At 68.5% G+C, this 17,766-nt stretch carries 12 protein-coding genes; 3 read left to right on the forward strand and 9 right to left on the reverse strand.

Annotated features, from left to right (window positions below):
- Window positions 1–26: 26 nt before the first annotated feature.
- Window positions 27–878, forward strand: a complete 852-nt coding sequence (locus RCO27_RS11205; protein ID WP_309002758.1) for an AraC family transcriptional regulator — start codon at window positions 27–29, stop codon at window positions 876–878.
- A gap of 8 nt (window positions 879–886) precedes the next feature.
- On the opposite strand, the gene RCO27_RS11210 is transcribed toward RCO27_RS11205, so the two are convergent.
- From RCO27_RS11210 to RCO27_RS11240, 7 genes are all read right to left on the reverse strand, one after another.
- Window positions 887–1,636 (reverse strand): FCD domain-containing protein, encoded by a 750-nt coding sequence (locus tag RCO27_RS11210; RefSeq protein WP_309002759.1) that lies wholly within the window; start codon window positions 1,634–1,636, stop codon window positions 887–889.
- A 77-nt stretch (window positions 1,637–1,713) separates the two neighbouring features.
- A complete protein-coding gene (locus RCO27_RS11215; RefSeq protein ID WP_309002760.1) occupies window positions 1,714–4,596 on the reverse strand; it encodes a TonB-dependent receptor in 2,883 nt (960 codons plus the stop codon).
- A gap of 113 nt (window positions 4,597–4,709) precedes the next feature.
- On the reverse strand, window positions 4,710–5,561 hold the full coding sequence (locus RCO27_RS11220; protein ID WP_309002761.1) for a rhamnogalacturonan acetylesterase: 852 nt from the start codon (window positions 5,559–5,561) through the stop codon (window positions 4,710–4,712).
- 5 nt (window positions 5,562–5,566) lie between these two features.
- Window positions 5,567–6,319 carry a glucose 1-dehydrogenase gene (locus RCO27_RS11225; protein WP_309002762.1) on the reverse strand — a complete coding sequence of 251 codons (753 nt, stop codon included), beginning with the start codon at window positions 6,317–6,319 and terminating at the stop codon, window positions 5,567–5,569.
- 26 nt (window positions 6,320–6,345) lie between these two features.
- A complete protein-coding gene (locus RCO27_RS11230) occupies window positions 6,346–7,617 on the reverse strand; it encodes an MFS transporter (RefSeq protein WP_309002763.1) in 1,272 nt (423 codons plus the stop codon).
- Window positions 7,614–9,788: a heparinase II/III family protein gene (locus RCO27_RS11235; RefSeq protein ID WP_309002764.1), complete on the reverse strand. Its 2,175-nt coding sequence runs from the start codon at window positions 9,786–9,788 to the stop codon at window positions 7,614–7,616. Before RCO27_RS11235 ends, RCO27_RS11230 begins: the two co-directional genes overlap by 4 nt.
- A complete protein-coding gene (locus RCO27_RS11240; protein ID WP_309002765.1) occupies window positions 9,785–11,971 on the reverse strand; it encodes a polysaccharide lyase 6 family protein in 2,187 nt (728 codons plus the stop codon). Before RCO27_RS11240 ends, RCO27_RS11235 begins: the two co-directional genes overlap by 4 nt.
- Window positions 11,972–12,168: 197 nt before the next feature.
- Between RCO27_RS11240 and RCO27_RS11245 the strand changes: the two genes are divergently transcribed.
- On the forward strand, window positions 12,169–12,936 hold the full coding sequence (locus tag RCO27_RS11245) for an energy transducer TonB (RefSeq protein WP_309002766.1): 768 nt from the start codon (window positions 12,169–12,171) through the stop codon (window positions 12,934–12,936).
- 4 nt (window positions 12,937–12,940) lie between these two features.
- On the opposite strand, the gene RCO27_RS11250 is transcribed toward RCO27_RS11245, so the two are convergent.
- Together RCO27_RS11250 and RCO27_RS11255 are read right to left on the reverse strand one after the other, a co-directional pair.
- Complete coding sequence (locus RCO27_RS11250) at window positions 12,941–15,016, reverse strand: S9 family peptidase (protein WP_309002767.1); 2,076 nt, start codon at window positions 15,014–15,016, stop codon at window positions 12,941–12,943.
- Window positions 15,017–15,307: 291 nt separating this feature from the next.
- On the reverse strand, window positions 15,308–15,697 hold the full coding sequence (locus tag RCO27_RS11255) for a helix-turn-helix domain-containing protein (RefSeq protein ID WP_309002768.1): 390 nt from the start codon (window positions 15,695–15,697) through the stop codon (window positions 15,308–15,310).
- 101 nt (window positions 15,698–15,798) lie between these two features.
- Here RCO27_RS11255 and RCO27_RS11260 point away from each other — a divergent pair, with 101 nt between their 5' ends.
- A complete protein-coding gene (locus RCO27_RS11260; protein ID WP_309002769.1) occupies window positions 15,799–17,766 on the forward strand; it encodes a TonB-dependent receptor domain-containing protein in 1,968 nt (655 codons plus the stop codon).

Here is a 17,766-nt window from a genome sequence, read left to right on the forward strand (position 1 = left end):
CCGCTGCGGCGTGCTAGACGGGCGGCATGACGGAGTCGCTGCCGATACGGCCGATCTGCGAGCCGGTGGAACTCGCGCCCGGCGCGACCGTGCTGGCCGAGCGCGTCGCCCACGGCACCGGTGCGACCGAGACGGATCCGTTTCCGCACTATCATGACGTGAGCGAGCTGGTCGTGTTCGGAAAGGTCGGCGGCATCTTCATCGCCGACGGCCGGCGCTACCCGCTCGCGCCCGGCTGCGTCGCCTACGTCCCCTCGATGCACCAGCATGATTTCGCCCTGGCGCCGGGCGCGCGCGACTGGGTGCTGATCCAGATCGATCCGGTCGCCGGCGAGGAGCTGGCGCGGCGGCCCGGGCTGGAGCGCCTGGCGCACCCCTTCTGCGCCCGCCCCGATCCGCAGCTCGGCGCCCGGATCGCGACCCTCGCGAGTTGGCTCGCCGATCTCGACACGACCGATCCGATGGTCCCCGGCCTGGTCGCGCTGCTCGCGGCCGCCGTGGTCCGCTCGCCGGCGATCGACGGCGAGCCGATGCCGGCTCGCGATGCCGGCTTCGAGCGGCTCCGCCCGGCGATCGAACGGCTGCGTGCCGATCCCGCCCGCCCGCCGTCGCTCGAGGAGGCGGCGCGCCTCTGCGGGCTTTCCGCCGCCTATTTCAGCCGCCGCTTCGGCCGGCAGCTCGGCATGTCCTGGGGCGACTATCTGCGCACCTATCGGCTCCATATGGCCGCCCGCCGCCTGCTCTCCGGCGACGCGGGTATCGCCGAGATCGGCTATGGCCTCGGCTTCGCCACGCCGTCCCATTTCGCCGCCACGTTCCATGCGCGTTTCGGGGTTAGCCCGCGCGCGTATCGGCGGGCGCACCGACGGCGGCGCTGAATGGCGCGCTATTGCAGGTTGACGCTGAGCAGGAAGCGGGCGCGGCTCTCGGCGGACTTGCGGCGAAGCTCGATCAGCTCGCGCTCCTCGGTCGCGTCGAGCATGGCTTCCAAAAGCCTGTTGAAATGGCGCCGCATGGCGAGGCGGGCGCCCTGGGCGTCGCGGTTGCGAAGCGCCCGGACGATCGCGCCATGCTCCTCGGCGCGGGCCTCGGCGTCGTGGCTGCACACCGCCTCGTGCGTCGCGCGGACCTGCGGCAGCTCGTCGCGCATCCGCCACAGCGTCTCAATCACATGGATGATCGCCTTGTTGCCCGAGGCGGACGCGATGGTGAGGTGGAACTCGCGGTCGGCCGCGCCCGATCGGTCGCTGTCGCCGTCATCCTCCTCGGCCATCACCCGGAGCAGCTCGTCCAGCCGCGCGAGGGAGTCCTCGGGGATGATCGGTGCGGCGATGGCGGCCGCCTCGGCCTCGAACAGCGAGCGCGCCTCGGTGAGCTCGAAGGCGCTGACATTCGGCAGCGCAGCATCACGGGCCCGCTCCGACTCGGTGATGTAGACGCCGGCCCCGGTCTTGATCTTGACCCGGCCCATCGCCTGGAGAGCGATCTCGGCCTCGCGGATGGTGACGCGGCTGACCCCGAACTTCTCGGCCAGCTCGCGTTCGCCGGGCAGGCGCGAGCCGGGCGGATAGGCGCCTTCGTCGATCAGACCGACGATCTGCTCCACGATGTCCTGAAACAGCCGCCGGTCAGCCATGATCCTCGTTCGTCCCTCGCCTCACGCCGGGATGATTAGCCTCTTGGCGGTCGAGTGCAAGGCTCGCAGGCCACGCATCAGATCCGCACGCGCACGCCCAGGAAGTAGCGCGGCCCGTAATAATGGTATTGGCGAATGCTGCCCGGCACCGGCATGTCGGTGACCTTCGGCTCGTCGAAGATGTTCACCGCCTCGAAGCTCAGCGAGACGTTGGGGGTGAACTGGTAGGACGCACGCAGATCGAACGTGTCGTTGCTGCGGACGTAGCGCAGCTGGTTGTTGCCGCCGACGAAGTCCTGATAATAGTCCGAGCGGTAGTTGTAGACTGCCTGCAGCGAGATCGGGCCCTTCTGGTAATAGGCCTGGGCGGAGACGACGTTCTCCGAGAAGCCGCTGAGATTGGCCGGCGGGATGATCCCCGGCGTCGTCACCCCGGTGACCGGGTTGAAGATCTCCCCGAGGCGGATGTCCTGGTTCTCGAAGTTCGAATTGGCGTAGGTGTAGACGAGCCGCGCGCCCAGTCCGTCGAACGGCGCCGGCAGCCAGGCGAAGCGGTGCGTGAGGGTCAGCTCGAGGCCGTAGATGCGGCTGCGCTCGGAGCTGTTGGCGGTCTGGACGACGGGAATGGTGACATCCTGGCCGCCAATGTTGAATAGTTCGTCGGTCACGATCGGGATGAAGCCGCCGTTGAACTGCTTGTAGTAGACCGCCGCCGAGAACAGCGAATCCCGGTTGAGATAATATTCGAGCGAGGCGTCGTAGTTCCACGACATCAGCGGCTCAAGCCGCGGGCTGCCGTTGGCGCGGATCTCGCGGATCGCATCCTCGATCGAATCGAAATCGGTGCCGTCGGCCAGCGTGATCGTGCGGCCGGCGCCGAGGCTGCTGGGCGCCGGGCGCGACATCGCCTTGTAGACGGCGAAGCGCAGCAGCAGGTCGTTCTGCAGGTGGAAGGTGACGTTCGCGCTGGGCAGGAAGCGGGTGGTCGAATTCTCGATCGTCACCGTATCGAAATCGCCGCTCTCGACCAGCCGGATCGAGCCGTCGGGATTGGTGACGACGTCGAGCGCCGAGCGCAGGCCGTTCGAGGTGACGCTGGTGTTGACGACGCGCAGGCCGACATTGCCGGAAACGGGCAGCGGAACGTCCCCGTCGGTGGCGTAGGAGGCCATGACATAGCCGGCCCAGACCTCTTCCGTGACGTCGCGGCTGGCAACCGAGCGGACGTCCGCGTTGGGGCCGGGATCGGTGGTGCCGAGATGCTGCTCGAACAGGCAGAGCGGGTCGAAGGTCGCCCAGCTGTGGAGCGCGCCGTCCACAGCGTCCAGATAGTCGCGCTGCTGGAAGGGCACGCGGCAGGCGAGGTTCGCCGCGCGCTCCTGCGCCGGATTCTCGACGTTGATTTCGACCCGGTCGTCATAGTCGTTGTAGGTCTGGCGCGCGTAGCGGACCCCCGCATGGAGGCTGCGCAGCACCGGCCCGTCGAACGAATGGACGGCGTCGAACCGCCCGGCGATGATCTCGTTCTCGCGGAAATTCTCGTCGCGGCGGATGCGGGTATCGTCGCTGAACAGATCCCAGTTGCTGATGTCGAAGCGCGGATCGATCGTGATGATCGGCGCGAAGCCTTCGCCCAGCTCGTAGCTGTAGGGAATGCGCTGGTTGTTGATCGGCGTCACGTTGCCGAAAATGTCGCGCGGGTCGGTGCGCAGCCGCGCGGACCGCTCGGTCTCCCGGCGGCGGGTGCGCGAGTAGGAGAAGTCGGCGCGCAGGGTCAGCCGCTCGGTCGGCTCATATTCGACGTTGAGTCCGCCGCCGAGATACTCCTCGGCGCGGGTGAGCAGGGTCGAGACCGTCTCGATCGAGGACTGGCCGGTATAGGAGGTAAGGAAACCCGCCGGATCGATCACCCGGTTGGCGATCGCCCGCTGGCCTTCCGACAGGTTGAGGTCGTTGCGCTGCTCGTTGAACGTGCGGTCGGAATATTGGAAGTCGAGGTTGATATCGAGGCTCGGGTCCGGCCGCCACTGCAGCGCGCCGAAGAAGGCGTCGCGCCGGTCGTCCTCCGAAATCTGCCGGTAGGTCAGGGCATTCGGGGCGAGGTAGAAAGGCGTGCCGTCGGCGACCTGCTGGGCGGTCACCTGCGGGCAATTGCCGTTGAGGACGGTGCGGGTCGCGTCGCAGGCGACCCAGGTCGTGCTCGCCGCGAACGTGTCCTCGGGATTGTTGGTGTCGTTGCGCTGGAAGCCGAGCGCGATGCCGAACTCGCCGGCGCGGCCCAGCTCGAACTGATCGACATAGGAGATCGTTCCGCGCCAGCCGAGGCCGTCGTCACCGGACACATTGTCCTGTTGCCGGCTGTAATTGGCCTTGAACTCGGCCTGGATGCGGCGGCGGCCGAAGGCGAGAGGTCTGATCGTACCGAGCTCGATCGTGCCGGCAACACCGCCCTCGACGAGGTCGGCCTGCTGGCTCTTGTAGATCATGATCTCGTTGATCAGCTCGGACGGGAACTGGTTGAAGTTGACCGCCCGGTCGCCGCTGCCATTGGTCGCGTCACGGCCGTTGAAGGTGGAGTTGGAGAGGAACGGGCCGAGGCCGCGCAGCGCGATCTCGGAGGCGCCGCCCTTCTCGCGGTGGGTGGTGGCGCCGGCGATGGTCTGGATCGCCTCGCCGACCGACAGCGCCGGGATGTTGCCGATCTCCTGCGAGGAGAGCGCATCGACGATCGCGGTCTGGTCGCGCTTGGTGCGGATCGAGGTCTGGATCGTCTCGCGCAGGCCCGTGACGACGATGCCCTCCTCTTCGGCGGCGACGGCCTGAATGCCGACCGGGGGAGCGGGGTCAGGCTGAGCATCTTGCGCGAAAGCCGGGGAAGCGAGCAGCAGCGGCAGCGCCGCAGTGGCCAGCAAGGCGGCGCGACGACCCGAATGAACGAATTGGCTGCGCCCGTGACGCATCAGTCCTCTCCCAAAATTCTGTTGTGTTGTCGGATTCGACCTTGACCAGTCCAGGGTCTTTCGTCAACCTTTTTTACATACCAATTGTCGCAACCAATATTCAGACCAATGGGTCAGGGCACGATCTGGCCGCCGAGCGCCGACACGGCGCGGGCCAGGCTCTGGGCGATCATGCGCGCGAAGAGCTCGGCGCCGACCGGCCCGACATGGGTGTAGTCGAACTTGCGCATGACCCGGCCGCGCGGACCAGGGGGCGGGGTGCGCTGCTCCACAGGCGCGGCGGGTGCCGGGCGTGGCGGTAAGGTGGTCCCGCTGCGCGCGGCTTCCAGTTCTTCCGGCCGCGGCGGGACCTGTGCGAGCTGCGTCGCGGTCTCCGCGCCCATGCGCTGGACGGCCGCCGCGCTCTCGGCATTGAGATCGATCAACGGCACGTCCATGGCGGCCGCAACGGCGCGGATCTCGGCCGCCCAGGGCTCGAGCGTGTTGGCAAGCCGGCCCGCGCGGAACTCGCGCCGGGTGAGCGGGGTCAGCAGCACCGGGACCGCGCCGGCCGCGCGCATCTCGGTCACGAAGCGGCGCAGGTTCCCGGGGAACTCCGTCCGCATCTCGGTCCAGCGTTCCGGCCGGGTCGACTGGTCGTTGTGGCCGAACTGGATCAGGACATAGGTGGCGCGATAGCCCGCGACCCGCGCCTCGCCGAGCGCGATGTCCCACGCGCCTTCGGCGCGGTAGCTGCGGGTGCTGCGCCCGCCCCGGCCGAGATTGAGGCAGGCGACCGAGGATTTCACGTGATTGGCGCAGAAGGCCGAAGCCCAGCCGCTGTGCGGCGCCATCGTCGAATCGCCGACCAGGATGATCTTGAAAGGCTCAAGGGGCGGCGCGTCAGCACGCTCCAGCCCATTGCGATCCTGAGCCAGCGCGGGTGCAGCAAGCAGCATCGCGCCGGCCAGGGCAAGAGCGCGCACCGTTTTCACGAGAAGAAGGTGCCGCCGTTCACGTCGAGGCCGATGCCGGTCACGAATGCGCCGTCGCCGGAGGCGAGGAAGGCGACCACCGCGGCCACGTCCTCGGAAGCGCCCTCGCGTCGGAGCGGTGTCGCGCCGGCGACATTCTTGCGCACCTCGGGCTTGGTGAAGGTGTCGTGGAACGTCGTCGCGATCATGCCGGGGCAGACCGCGTTCACCCGGATGCCATGCGGCCCGAGCTCCTTGGCGAGCGCCCGCGTCATGGTGAGCAGCGCGCCCTTCGAGGTCGCATAGGCGGTGGCGCCCGGCCCGCCGCCGTCACGGCCGGCCTGGGAAGAGAAATTGATGATGGCGCTCCCCGCCGGCATCAGCGGCCGCACCGCCTTGGTCACCAGGAAGGCGGACTTCAGATTGAGGTCCATCACCGTGTCGAAGAAGGCCTCGTCCATCTCCTCGAGCGTCTTGCGCGCCACCATGCCGCCGGCGAGATTGACGAGGACGTGGACCTGATCGCCGAACGCGGCGCGCGCGGCGGCAACCAGGCCGTCCACCTCGGCCGCCCTGGAGACGTCGGCACGGTGCACGAGCACCTTGCCGCCGGCAGCGCGGATCTCGTCCGCGGTCGCCTCGGCCGAGGTCGCATCGTTCAGATAGTTGAGGACGATCTTCGCGCCCTCGCCGGCGAGGCGCAGCGAGACCGCGCGCCCGATGTCCCGTCCGCCGCCGGTGACGATGGCGACCTTGTCCGCAAAACGCATAAACACCCTTTCGTTGTTCTTGTTTGTCAGGAGGCGCGGCCGACCGGCGCCCGGTCCCGGGCGAGGAGCCAGATCGCGAGGAGCGAGAGCGGCACGATCGCCGCGGCGAGCGCGAAGATCGGCGCGTAGGAGGTGCGGGTCATGACCGGCACCAGCCAGGTCGTGATCAGGGTGCCGGCGACCGCCGCTGTGCCGCCGAGGCCGGCGAGCGAGCCGACCGCGCCGCCGCCGAAATAGTCGGCCGGCAGCGTCTGGATGTTGCCGATCGCGACCTGGAAGCCGAACAGGATCACGGCGATCAGCAGCACCGCATAGAGCGGCGTCGCCGCGCCCATGGTGAGCAGGAGCGCCGGCAGCATGATGACCGCGCCGAGCGTGATCGCCGCCTTGCGCGCCCGGATCACCGGCCAGCCGCGCCGGATCAGGGCGCCGGACAGCCAGCCGCCACCGAGGCTGCCCAGCATCGCGCCGACGAACGGCACCCACGCGAACAGGCCGATCTGGGCTACGTTGAAGCCGAAGGTCTCGGCAAGATAGATCGGCAGCCATGAGACGAACAGCCACCAGACCGGATCGAGGAAGAAGCGGCTGATCAGCACCGCCCAGCTCTCGCGGTGTTTGAGCAATCCGCCCCAGCCGGGGGAATAGGCCGGTTCCGCGTCGCTGGTTCTGGCGTCAGTTCCGCCCTGAATGTGGGTGCGCTCGGCTTCGGTGAGCCAGGGATGGCGGTCCGGGTCGGAGCGGTAGAGCCAGAACCAGGGCAGCAGCCAGAGGAAGCCGAGGATGCCGACCAGCACGAAGGTCATGCGCCAGCCGACGCCCACATAGATGAGCGCGATCAACGGCGCCGAGACGATCGCGCCCACTGAGGCGCCGGAGTTGAAGATGCCCTGCGCGAAGGCGCGCTCGCCCGGCGGGAACCAGAGCGCGTTGGCCTTGACCGCGCCGGGCCAGTTGCCCGCCTCGCTGACGCCCAGGGTCGCGCGCAGTACGCCCAGCAGCGGCAGCGAGCGGACCAGCGCGTGGAGGCCGATCGAGATCGACCACACAATGATCGACAGGGCGAAGCCGAGCCGCGTCCCGATCACGTCGAAAATCTTGCCGAACAGCGCCTGGCCGAATGCGTAGGAGATCATGAAGATGGTGACGAGGAGGGCGTAATCCTCCTTGGTCGCGCCGATCTCGGCCGAGACCGCCGGCCACATCACGGCGAGCGCGTTGCGGTCGATATAGTTGATGACGGTGGCGAGCGCGATCAGGCCGATCACGCTCCAGCGCAGATTGTTCTTGAGCGTCACTGGCCGCTTCCCGTCCGGTCGAAGCGGCCGAAATGGCCGGTCCATTCGAGCATCCGCCCGTCGAGCGCGGCGCGATGCCGGACGGTCGCGGAGGTGTCGTCGGCGATGGCGAGGATCACGGTGCGGCCGGCGTCGGTCTCGAACGCGACAAGGTCGGCGCCGTCGGCGCGGACATGGCGAAGACCGCGAATCCGGCTGCGGCTGGCGACGGTGGTCTCGGCCGCCGCGTCATAGGCGCCGTGCGGCTCGATCAGGCTGACGAAGCTCGTGTCGGTCTGGTTGTCGGCGCGCAGGATCAGCACCGGCTCGCGGCGCAGGTTGAAGCGCGGGTCGTTGGCGCCGCTCTCGGCGAAGATCATCTGCGCGCCGGCCGGCGGCAGGGTGTGAAACGTGTAGAAGCGACCGCCGTTGATCCAGGTGACGCGGCCATTGTCCGCCCGCGGCGTGCCGATCGCGTCCACCCAGAGATGCTGGTAGCCGTTGGCCTCGCCCAGCGCCGGCCGGGTCGTCACATTCGACTGTAACGGGAAGCCGGTCTCGATCAGATGGCCGGCATAATGGAGCGGCAGATCGTAGCGCGCCGGCCGCTCGCCGTCGACGCGCAGCAGATCAACCACGATCGGGCTGGCGAACCCCTCGACTGTCAGTTGCGCCAGCGTGCGGCGGAAGCGGACGCCCGGATAGGCGTGGGCCTCTTCGGCGGTGCTGAGCCTGGTGTCGCCCTCGCCCTGGAAGAAGAGCTGAGTTGGCGCGCTCGCTTCGGCCGGGCGGAGCCGGGCGCCGAAATGGCTCGCCTCGTTCACGACCAATGTGTTGTGCGCGATGGTCTGCTGCGCCCAGCTGTCATTCTCGGGGAGGTAGCGGCCGCCGTCCTTCGCCTCGATGTTGAGGAAGCGGGCGGCGCCATAGTCGGTCACGATCGCATTGCCGTTGTCGTAGAGCAGCCAGTTCAGCCGGTCGAAATGGCCATGGCCCATCCCCTGCGAGGTGCTCTTCATCACCAGGGTCTGGCTGCGCTGGCCGGGATCGGAGCGCAGCACCGCGAGCGCCCCCCGGTCGCCCTCCGGCCCGTCGCGGAAGAGGGCGGACTGGAACGGGAAGGGCCGCGCCCGGCCGGCGGCGAGATCGCGCGAGAGCGCGAGGCCGTCGCCAGAGAGGATGGTGCGGCCCTGCTCTTGCGCGATCGAAAGGAAGGCGGGATCGCGGGTGACGCCATAGGCGATGGCGACGCCCTGGACGAGCTCCTCGGTGTCCAGCCCCTTGTCGCGCATCGCGTCGTTCACGGGGAAGAAATAGCCGCCGTAGCTGAGCTGGATGGTGGTGCGGACCGCCTTCAAGAGCAGGCCGTCGCGGCGCTCGAAGATATGGCGTTCCGTCTCGTTCGTCTCGATCGCCCGGGCGAAGACGACGAAAGGGAGGAGGGCGTAGCGCTGGTAATAGGGTCCTTCCGCATAATAGCCGTCGGGCGAGAAGAGCAGGTCGATCTGGCGCAGGAACCCGCCCTGGCCGCTGCGGTCGGTACCGAGCAGCGCCTTCTCGACCAGCGCGCGGTCGCCGAGCACATAGCCGGTCATGCCGACACCGGCGGTGGCCCAGGTGGCGTGGTTGTGGATGCGGTCGAAGGCCTGTGGGTTCTCGTCCGACAGGAAGCGCGCCATGCGGCGGAAGACACTGTGGTCGATGGTCCGCCGGTCGGCCTCGCTCAGCGTGTCGCGGATCGCGTCATAGCCCTGGATCGCATAGACCAGCCAGACGGAGTCGTTGAGGCTCTGCCAGAACAGCCGTCCGGGCACCTGGTTCGCCGCCGCGGGATGCGGACCGAGGCGGGGATAGAGCTCGGCATAAGCGAGCAGCAATTGGCGGACATGATCGGCGTAACGCTGCTCGCCGGTGATCGCGTAGAGCAGGCCGGCGCCGTAGATGGTGAGATAGTTGCGCTTGTGCTGCTCGTGGGTGAGCCCGCCGCCGGGATCGCGCGGCACCGGCACATTGATGCCGCCCTGCATCGCCCGGTCGACCGCAGCGCGAGTGCGCTCAAGCTCGGCCTGGAACAGCGGGTGGCGCGTGGCCTCCGCAACCATGGCGGCACGGTCGGCCTGGGGGATCAGCGCCTGCGCGCCAGCCTGCCCGGAAAACAGCAGCACGGCGAGGAGGAACGCGGCGCGCTTCATTGCGAGTTGCCCGTCAGCACGGCGCGGGCCGGGCCCTGCCAATAGAGCTCGGTGACCTGTGGCAGCGGCGTGTCTTCGAAGACATTGTTCGCGATCCGCGTATCGGGCGAGCCGACGCTGTGCGTCACCGAGATCGGTCCGCTGCCCCGGAAGCGATTGTCGTCAATCTCGGTCCGCTGCACGCCCGACAGGAGCAGCGCAGGCGCATCGGGTGCGCCGCTCCCCTCGACCGTCGAGTTCGCCATCGTGAAGCGTGGTCCGAAGGTGCTTTCGTCCCGACCGCCGCGAAACACGTCGGCGATCCGCCCGACACGGCGGAAATCGGAGCGGTCGATCTCGATCTCCTCAGCATTGTAGAGGCCGGCGCCGCCCGTCTCCGAATGGGCGGCAATCACGGTGCCGCGGACATTCTCGAACCGGCTGGCCCGGATCCGGATGTCGTCGGCAAAGGTCGCCGCGGTGGTCGCGATCACGTCGCCGGGCAGGTTCGACACCGCTATATCGGACAGCTCAATGGCATAATTGGCGATCATCGGCTGCGCGCTGGTCCGGATCGCGGCCGCGCCGGTGCCGGTGATGGCAAGGCCAGAGAGACTGAGCCGCCCCCCTTCCTCGATCCGGAACAGGCTATCGCCCGAGAAGGCGATCCGCGTCTGCCGGTCGCCCGCCCCGGAGAGGTGGACGGGCCGGTCGATCACGATCGGCGTGCTCACCCGATAGTCGCCGGCCGCGAGCCGGAAGGTGCCGCCCTCGCCAACAGCATCGAGCGCACTTCCGGCCGGAATATCGACAGCGGCGCCTGCAGGCGTTTCCGCCATAGGCCCGGGCTTGAGGTACCAGCTAACGCCGGTCTCCTCGCGCGTGGTCGGGCTGAGGTCGCGCGGCGCACCGACCTCGGCGAGCGCCGGGTCGGCTGGGTAGAGCAATCCATTAGGAGCGCGCACCATCTCGATCGGGCGCCGTTCTACCCCCCGGTCAAGGCGCGGTTCGGCGACCTCGCCCTGGACATTACCTGTGAAAGCAATACCGGCGATGTCGCCATCGATGCGGAACGGGTCGGTGCGTTCAGTGCCGGCGATCAGGTTGCGCTCGAAATAGCTATCGATGGGCGGCGCGGAGCGTTCGGCATCGGCGCCGGCCGCCAGGGTGATCCGCCGGCTCTCGATCACGCTGTTGCGCTCGATCCGGGCATTGGCGACCTGATGGTAGCGGTTGATCGCCGAGTTCGGCACGCCGTTCATCACCGTGACCGCGCTGGCGAAGCCGGTGCCGGCGAGGCCTTCCATATGGTTGAGGCGGACAGTCTGGTCGCGGTTGATGATCCGCACGCCGCCGGTGTTCGCCTTGCCGTTGCCGAGAAAGACGTTGCGCTCGACGAGGTTGCCGTTGCCGTGGCGCAGGACGACTGCGCCTTGGGATTCGAAGAAGGTGTTGCCGCGGATAATGTTCGCGCCGGACTTCACCGAGACGATCTCGACCTCGCCGTCGCAGCGATCGAAATAGTTGTTCTCGACGATCGTGGCGGAGTCGGAGAGCGATTCCTCGCTGGTGCCGATCCGGATCGTCTCACCGCCGTTCGAGCCGAGCGGCGGGCGTGGCCCGAAATAATTGTGGTCGATCCGGTGACGGTTCGGCTGCGGCTGACCTTCCGGCCGGATCACGGCGAGCGTCACGCCCGCATTGCCCTTGCCCACGAAATGGGAGTGATCGACCCGGTTGTCCTGGCCGTAGATCGACACCCAGCGGTCCTCGCGGCGGCGATCGGGCTGGTTGAAATGGTCGATGACGACCTCGGTCACCCGCGAGTTGCTGGCCGTCCGTCGCGAATCGCGGCGGAAGGCGATCACCTCCTCGGTCGGGGAATGGCCGTCGCGGAAGACCAGGCCGGAGACGACGAGATGCGTGCCGGAGAGCCTGAGGTTGGACTGGCCGGAGAGGATGACCTGGCCGGGCGTCTCGGCGCTCAGCGTGATCGGCCGCCCGGCCGTGCCCTGCCCTTCGAACAGGATCTGGAAATCGCGCCACGTGCCGTTCGCGAGGACGATCTCGTCGCCGGGGGACAACGCGCGGGTCGCCGCGCGATATGCCGCCGGGTCGCGGACGAGAATGCGTTCCGCCCCCGCCGGGGAGGCGGGCAGAAGCAGGAGGGCCGCAGAAGCTGCAATGAAAAAGGCCTGTCGCATCTCGCTCCCTGAACTTGAGGACCTTCTTGCGAGCCCTGAGACCTGGCTAACAAACCAGGCCAGATCGATCAACCTGTCTTTCGTACCAATAAAAATTAATTGGTATGAACACCGACAACCAGGCCCCGAGACCGGATCGCACAAGGCGCATATCCGCAGGATGGTGTATAGGAAGACCAGACACGTGAGATGTGAGTATGGCGCTTCGGGCACCGAGTGACACGCGTGAGAAGATCGGCGCCGGTGCGGCCGTCGCACTGGTGCACGGGCTGGTCGGGCTGGCCCTGATCTGGGGCCTTGGCGTCCCGGCGACCCGCGTGGTCGAGCGCTCGCTCGATGTCTTCGACGTGACCCTGCCACCGCCCGAGGCCGAGCCCGTCCCGCCGCCGCCGCCACGCCGGGTCGAGCCGAGTCCCCAGCAGCGTCAGAGCCCCGGCCGGGAGGGTGCGGCCTCGCCGCCCAATCTCCACTCGGAGGCGACGCAGATCGTGGCGCCCCCGCCGGTCGTGCGCCTGCCCGTCCCGCCGCCGATCACCGCTGCGCCGGTTTCCGGCCAGGGGTCCGATCCCTCTCAGGGGGCGGCCGACGTGCGCGGGCCCGGCTTCGGCGCAGGGGGCGATGGCGACGGGCGCGGCGCGGGCGGCGATGGTGACGGCGAGGGCGGCGGCGGGATGCCGCCGCGCCACCTGCGCGGGCGGATGACCGATGCCGACTATCCGCGCGCGGCGCTGGAAATCGGCGCAGGCGGCACCGTGTCCGTCCGCTTCACGGTCGCGCTGAACGGCCGGGCGGTGAACTGCCGGATCGTCGAATCGAGCGGCAATCGCGACCTCGACGCCAACACCTGCCGGCTGATCGAGCGGCGCTACCGGTTCGCGCCGTCGCGCGACTGGCGCGGGCGGCCGGTCCTCGCCGACGTGGTCGAGGACCATAGCTGGGTCGCCCGCCCGCGCGAGGGCTGGTGAGCCGTCAGGGCGCGGCGGTGGCGGGACGCCAGGGCGTGTCGCGGTAGCGCTGGAACCAGGCGAGGATCGCCGAGGCCTTGGCGGCGCTCTGCGAGGGCCGGGCGGCAAGCCCGCCATGACTGGCGCCGGGCACCTTCACCAGGGCGGTCGGCACGCCGCGCAGCTGCAGCGCGGTGTAATATTGCTCCGACTCGCTGACCGGGGTGCGATAATCCTCACTGCCGACGACGACGAGGGTCGGCGTCTGGACGTTGCCGACCAGGCTCAGCGGCGAGCGCTGCCAGAAGGCCTGCGGGTCCTCCCACGGATATTCGCCGAACCAGTAGCGCGAGAAGAAGGACGGGTTGTCGGCGGTGAGCACGAAGCTCGCCCAGTCGATCACCGGCTTCTGGGTCGCGGCGGCACGGAAGCGGTTGGTCTTGCCGACGATCCACGAGGTCAGCACGCCGCCGCCCGAGCCGCCGGTGACGAACAGCCGCTCCGGATCGACCACGCCCTGGGCGATGACGGCGTCGACCGCGCTCATCAGGTCGTCATAGTCGTTGCCGGGATAGGCATGGTGGATGAGATTGGCGAACGCCTCGCCATAGGAGGTGGAGCCGCGCGGATTGACCGACAGCACGGCATAGCCGGCGGCGGCGTAGAGCTGGTTGTCGGTCGAGAAACTGGGGCCATAGGCGGCGAACGGGCCGCCGTGGATCTCGAGGATCAGCGGATAACGCTGGCCTTCCGTGTAGTTGGCCGGCAGCGTCAGCCAGGCCTCGATCGGCCGCTGGTCGAAGGAGGAGGACGTCTCGATCCGCCGCACCTCGCCCAGCGCCTTGCCGCCCAGCATCTCGTCGTTGAGCCGGGTGAGTTGGCGCGACTGCCCGCCGCGCACCAGCACGACATCCGACGGGCGGGTCGCTGTGCCGCGGGTGACCGCGAGCGCGCCGTCGCGCGACACGCTGAACTCCCCGCCCGCATAGGGGCGGTCCAGGCTGCTCCCGGTGAGCCGTTCCACCACGGTCCGGCGCGACCCGTCGAGTCCGACGCGGGCGACGGTGATCGTGCCATGGTCCTCGTAGGAGACGTAGATCCCGCGCCCGTCGGCCGCCCAGACCGCGCTGTCGATGCTGCGATCGAGCGAGTCGGTGAGTGACCGGCCGTTCGATCCGTCGCGGTCCATCACGTAGAGCCGGGCGTTCTCGTAGCCGCGGCGCTGATCGTCGAAGCCGAGATAGGCGATCGAGCGGCCGTCCGGCGACACGATCGGCGACGCGTCCGGCCCGTCGCGGGTGGTGAGCGCCGTGATCCGGTGGGTGGCGATGTCGAGCGCATAGACCTCGCTGTTGTTGCCGTCGCGCTCCCACGTATCGGAGCGGTTGGCGCTGAAATAGAGCGTCCGCCCGTCGGGCGCCCAGGAGACCTGCCCGTCATTGTTGTACGGGCCGTAGCTCAGCTGGCGCGGCGCGCCGCCCTCGGCGGAGACGACGAAGATCTGCTCGTAACCGGGCTTCAGATAGCCCTGGCCGTCGGCGCGATAGGTGACCGCGGTGATCACCTCCAGCGGCGGCGCCCATTGCGCGCCTTCGGGGCGCGGCTGCGACGCGCTGCCGAGGCGCTGGCCCTCGTCCGGCACGAACATCGTGTAGGCGATCTGGCGGCCGTCCGGCGACCAGGCGAGGCTGCCCGGCGAATCCGGGAGGCCGGTGATCCGCACCGCCTCGCCGCTCTCCATCCAGCGCACGAAGAGCTGCGGCGTGCCGCCCTCGGCCGACGAGACGTAGGCGATCCGGTCGCCGGCCGGCGACCAGCGCGGCTGGCTGTGCGCGCCGGGCCCGGCGGCGAGCGGAACCTGACGCCCGGTCGCGGTGTCGATCAGCCAGATGGTCGGGCGGAATCGGTCGGTCATGATGTCGCCGGAGCGGCGGACATAGGCGATCTGGCGGCCGTCGGGGCTGATCTGCGGATCGGCGGCAACCTCGAGGCTGAACAGGTCGCGACCGGTGAACAGCCGCTCCGGCCCCTGCGGCACCTCGGCCGCCGCCGGCGCTGCGGCCACGAACACCAGCATCCATGCCCAAAGCCACAGCCGCATCGCCCCGTCTCCTGTCGATTTTTCGGCCGGGATCATAGGCGGTTGCCGGCCATCGGCAAGCGGGGTGGGCGCCGAAAGTTTCAGCGGAAGTTTCATAAGTTTCAGCTTCCCTGAGCGAAAAAATCCGCACCGCACGTGAAACTTCGAAGCGATGGGGACCGGCTTGCCCGACGCGTTGCAAGGTGGAGCCGTCATGCCGTGAGCGTGACAGGCCAAATCCTATTTGTATCCAACAATCGGAATGCCGGCGCTTTCGACCCGTTGCGGATCGGGAAACCGGGTTTGCGCGGGCTAACGCTCGGCCAGGGTGAGCATGATGCGGCAGTCGGCGACCTGTCCGCCCCGACACTGCCGGAGCATCCGGACAAGTTCCTGCTGCAGCTGTTCGAGTTGCCGGAGCTTGTTCTCGACGGACACGAGGTGGCTGGTGGCGATTTGATCGACCTCGCAGCAATCCCGCTCCGGATGCTCACCGAGATCGAGGAGGGAGCGGATATCGGCAATGTCGAACCCGAGCCCGCGCGCATGGCGGATGAATTTGAGGCGGTCGACATCCTGGGCTGCATAGCTGCGGTAGTTTCCGCCGGTGCGGCTCGGCTTGGGCAGGAGGCCGATCCGCTCATAATAGCGGACGGTCTCCACGTTCGTTCCGGTGATCCTGGAGACCTCTCCGATCTTCATCGCAATGCCTTGACCCTGTAGTCGCTACAGACCCCATAGCGCCGCCTTCCCGATTCGGTCGAGGATCCATGGCGCGCTCCAGTTTTACATCCCTGACCGGCATGCCGGCCGTGCTCGTTCTGACGCTGCTGTCCCCGGCCGCATGGGCGCAGGATGTTTCCGGCGGGAACGACCAGGCTGGAGCGCAGGCGGAGACCGACGAGGAAGATGAGGAGATCGTCGTCCAGGCGACGCGCTCCCGCCGCCGGGTACAGGACGAACCGATCCGGGTGGACGTCCTGAACCGCGACGAGATCGAAGAGAAGCTGCTGATGCGGCCCGGCAACATCGCCATGATGCTGAGCGAAACGGGCGGTGTCCGGGTTCAGGTCACGTCGCCGGCGCTGGGCTCGGCCAATGTGCGCGTGCAGGGCATGAACGGCCGCTACACCCAGCTTCTTGCCGACGGACTGCCACTTTACGGCGGCCAGGCGTCGTCGCTCGGCCTCCTGCAAATCCCCCCGACAGATCTTGGTCAAGTCGAGGTCATCAAGGGGGCAGCCTCGGCGCTTTATGGGCCCTCGGCGCTCGGCGGCGTTATCAACCTGGTCTCGCGGCGCCCGGGCGATGCCCTGGAGATCGAAGCCTTGCTCAACGTCACGAGCCGTGACGGTCAGGATCTCACGGCCTATGCCGCATCGCCGCTCGGCGGGGGCTGGAGCGCCTCGCTGACCGGGGGGCTCCACCGTCAGAGCCGGCAGGACATCGACGATGACGGCTGGATCGACCTGCCCGCCTATGACCGCTGGACCGCCCGGCCGCGCCTGTTCTGGGACGGCGCCGGCGGAGCGTCGATCTTCGCCACGATCGGGGCGATGGGCGAGGATCGGGTGGGTGGCACCGCGCCCGGCCGGACGACGCCCGACGGCCGGCCCTTCCTCCAGACCCAGAACACGGATCGTCTCGATGCGGGCCTGGTCGCCCAGCTGCCGCTGGCAGGGATCGGCACCGCGCATGTCCGCGCCTCGGGAATGCGACAGGATCACCGCCACGTCTTCGGCGACACAGCCGAGGACGACCGGCACGACACGCTCTTCGCCGAGCTGTCGCTGGCCGGAGAGGCGGGGCGCATGTCATGGGTCGCCGGTGTCGCCTATCAGGCGGACGGCTATCGTTCCGAGACATTCCCCCAGTTCGACTATGATTTCACCGTGCCGGGGGTCTTCGTCCAGGCCGAGCACGCGCTGAACGAACAGTTGACCGTGGCGGGCAGCGCCCGGATCGACGCGCACAGCGAATATGGCACCAGGTTCAGCCCGCGCCTGTCGCTGCTCTATCGGCCCGGCTTCTGGACGGTCCGGGCTTCGGTCGGCCGCGGCTTCCATGCGCCGACCCCGTTCGTCGACGAGACCGAGGCGGCGGGCCTGTCGCGGCTGGAGCCGCTGAATGGCCTGAGGGCGGAAACGGCGGAAAGCGCCTCGCTCGACATCGGTTATGCGCGTGGGGGCATCGAAGCGAACCTCACCCTGTTCGGCTCCGACATGCGCAACACCACCCGGCTCGATGTCGTCGATCCGTCACCCGAAGCCGGGCGGGTGCGGCTGGTCAGCGTCGCGGAGACGACGCGCATTCGCGGCGCCGAGCTCCTGCTGCGCTATCGCTGGCAGGCGTTCACCGTCACCGGCAGCTACGTCTTCGTCGACTCTTCGGAACCCGACCCGGACGGGACCGGCCGCCGGCAGGTGCCGCTGACGCCGCGCCACACCGCCGGACTGGTGGCGATGTGGGAGCGGCACGGGGTCGGCCGGATCGGCTTCGAGGCCTATTATACCGGCCGGCAATCGCTGGAAGACAATCCGTTTCGCGCGACAGGCCGACCCTATGTCGAACTCGGCATGATGGGCGAGATCGTGCTCGGCGACGTCCGCCTCTTCCTGAACGCCGAGAACCTGCTGAACGTCCGGCAGACCAGATACGACCCGTTGCTCAGGCCCACGCGGGCGCCGGACGGTCGCTGGACCGTCGACGCCTGGGCACCGACCGACGGATTCACCGTCAACGGCGGCATCCGGCTGACCTTTGGCGCGTGA

Source organism: Sphingosinicella sp. LHD-64, from assembly GCF_031157375.1.
GTDB lineage: Bacteria > Pseudomonadota > Alphaproteobacteria > Sphingomonadales > Sphingomonadaceae > Allosphingosinicella.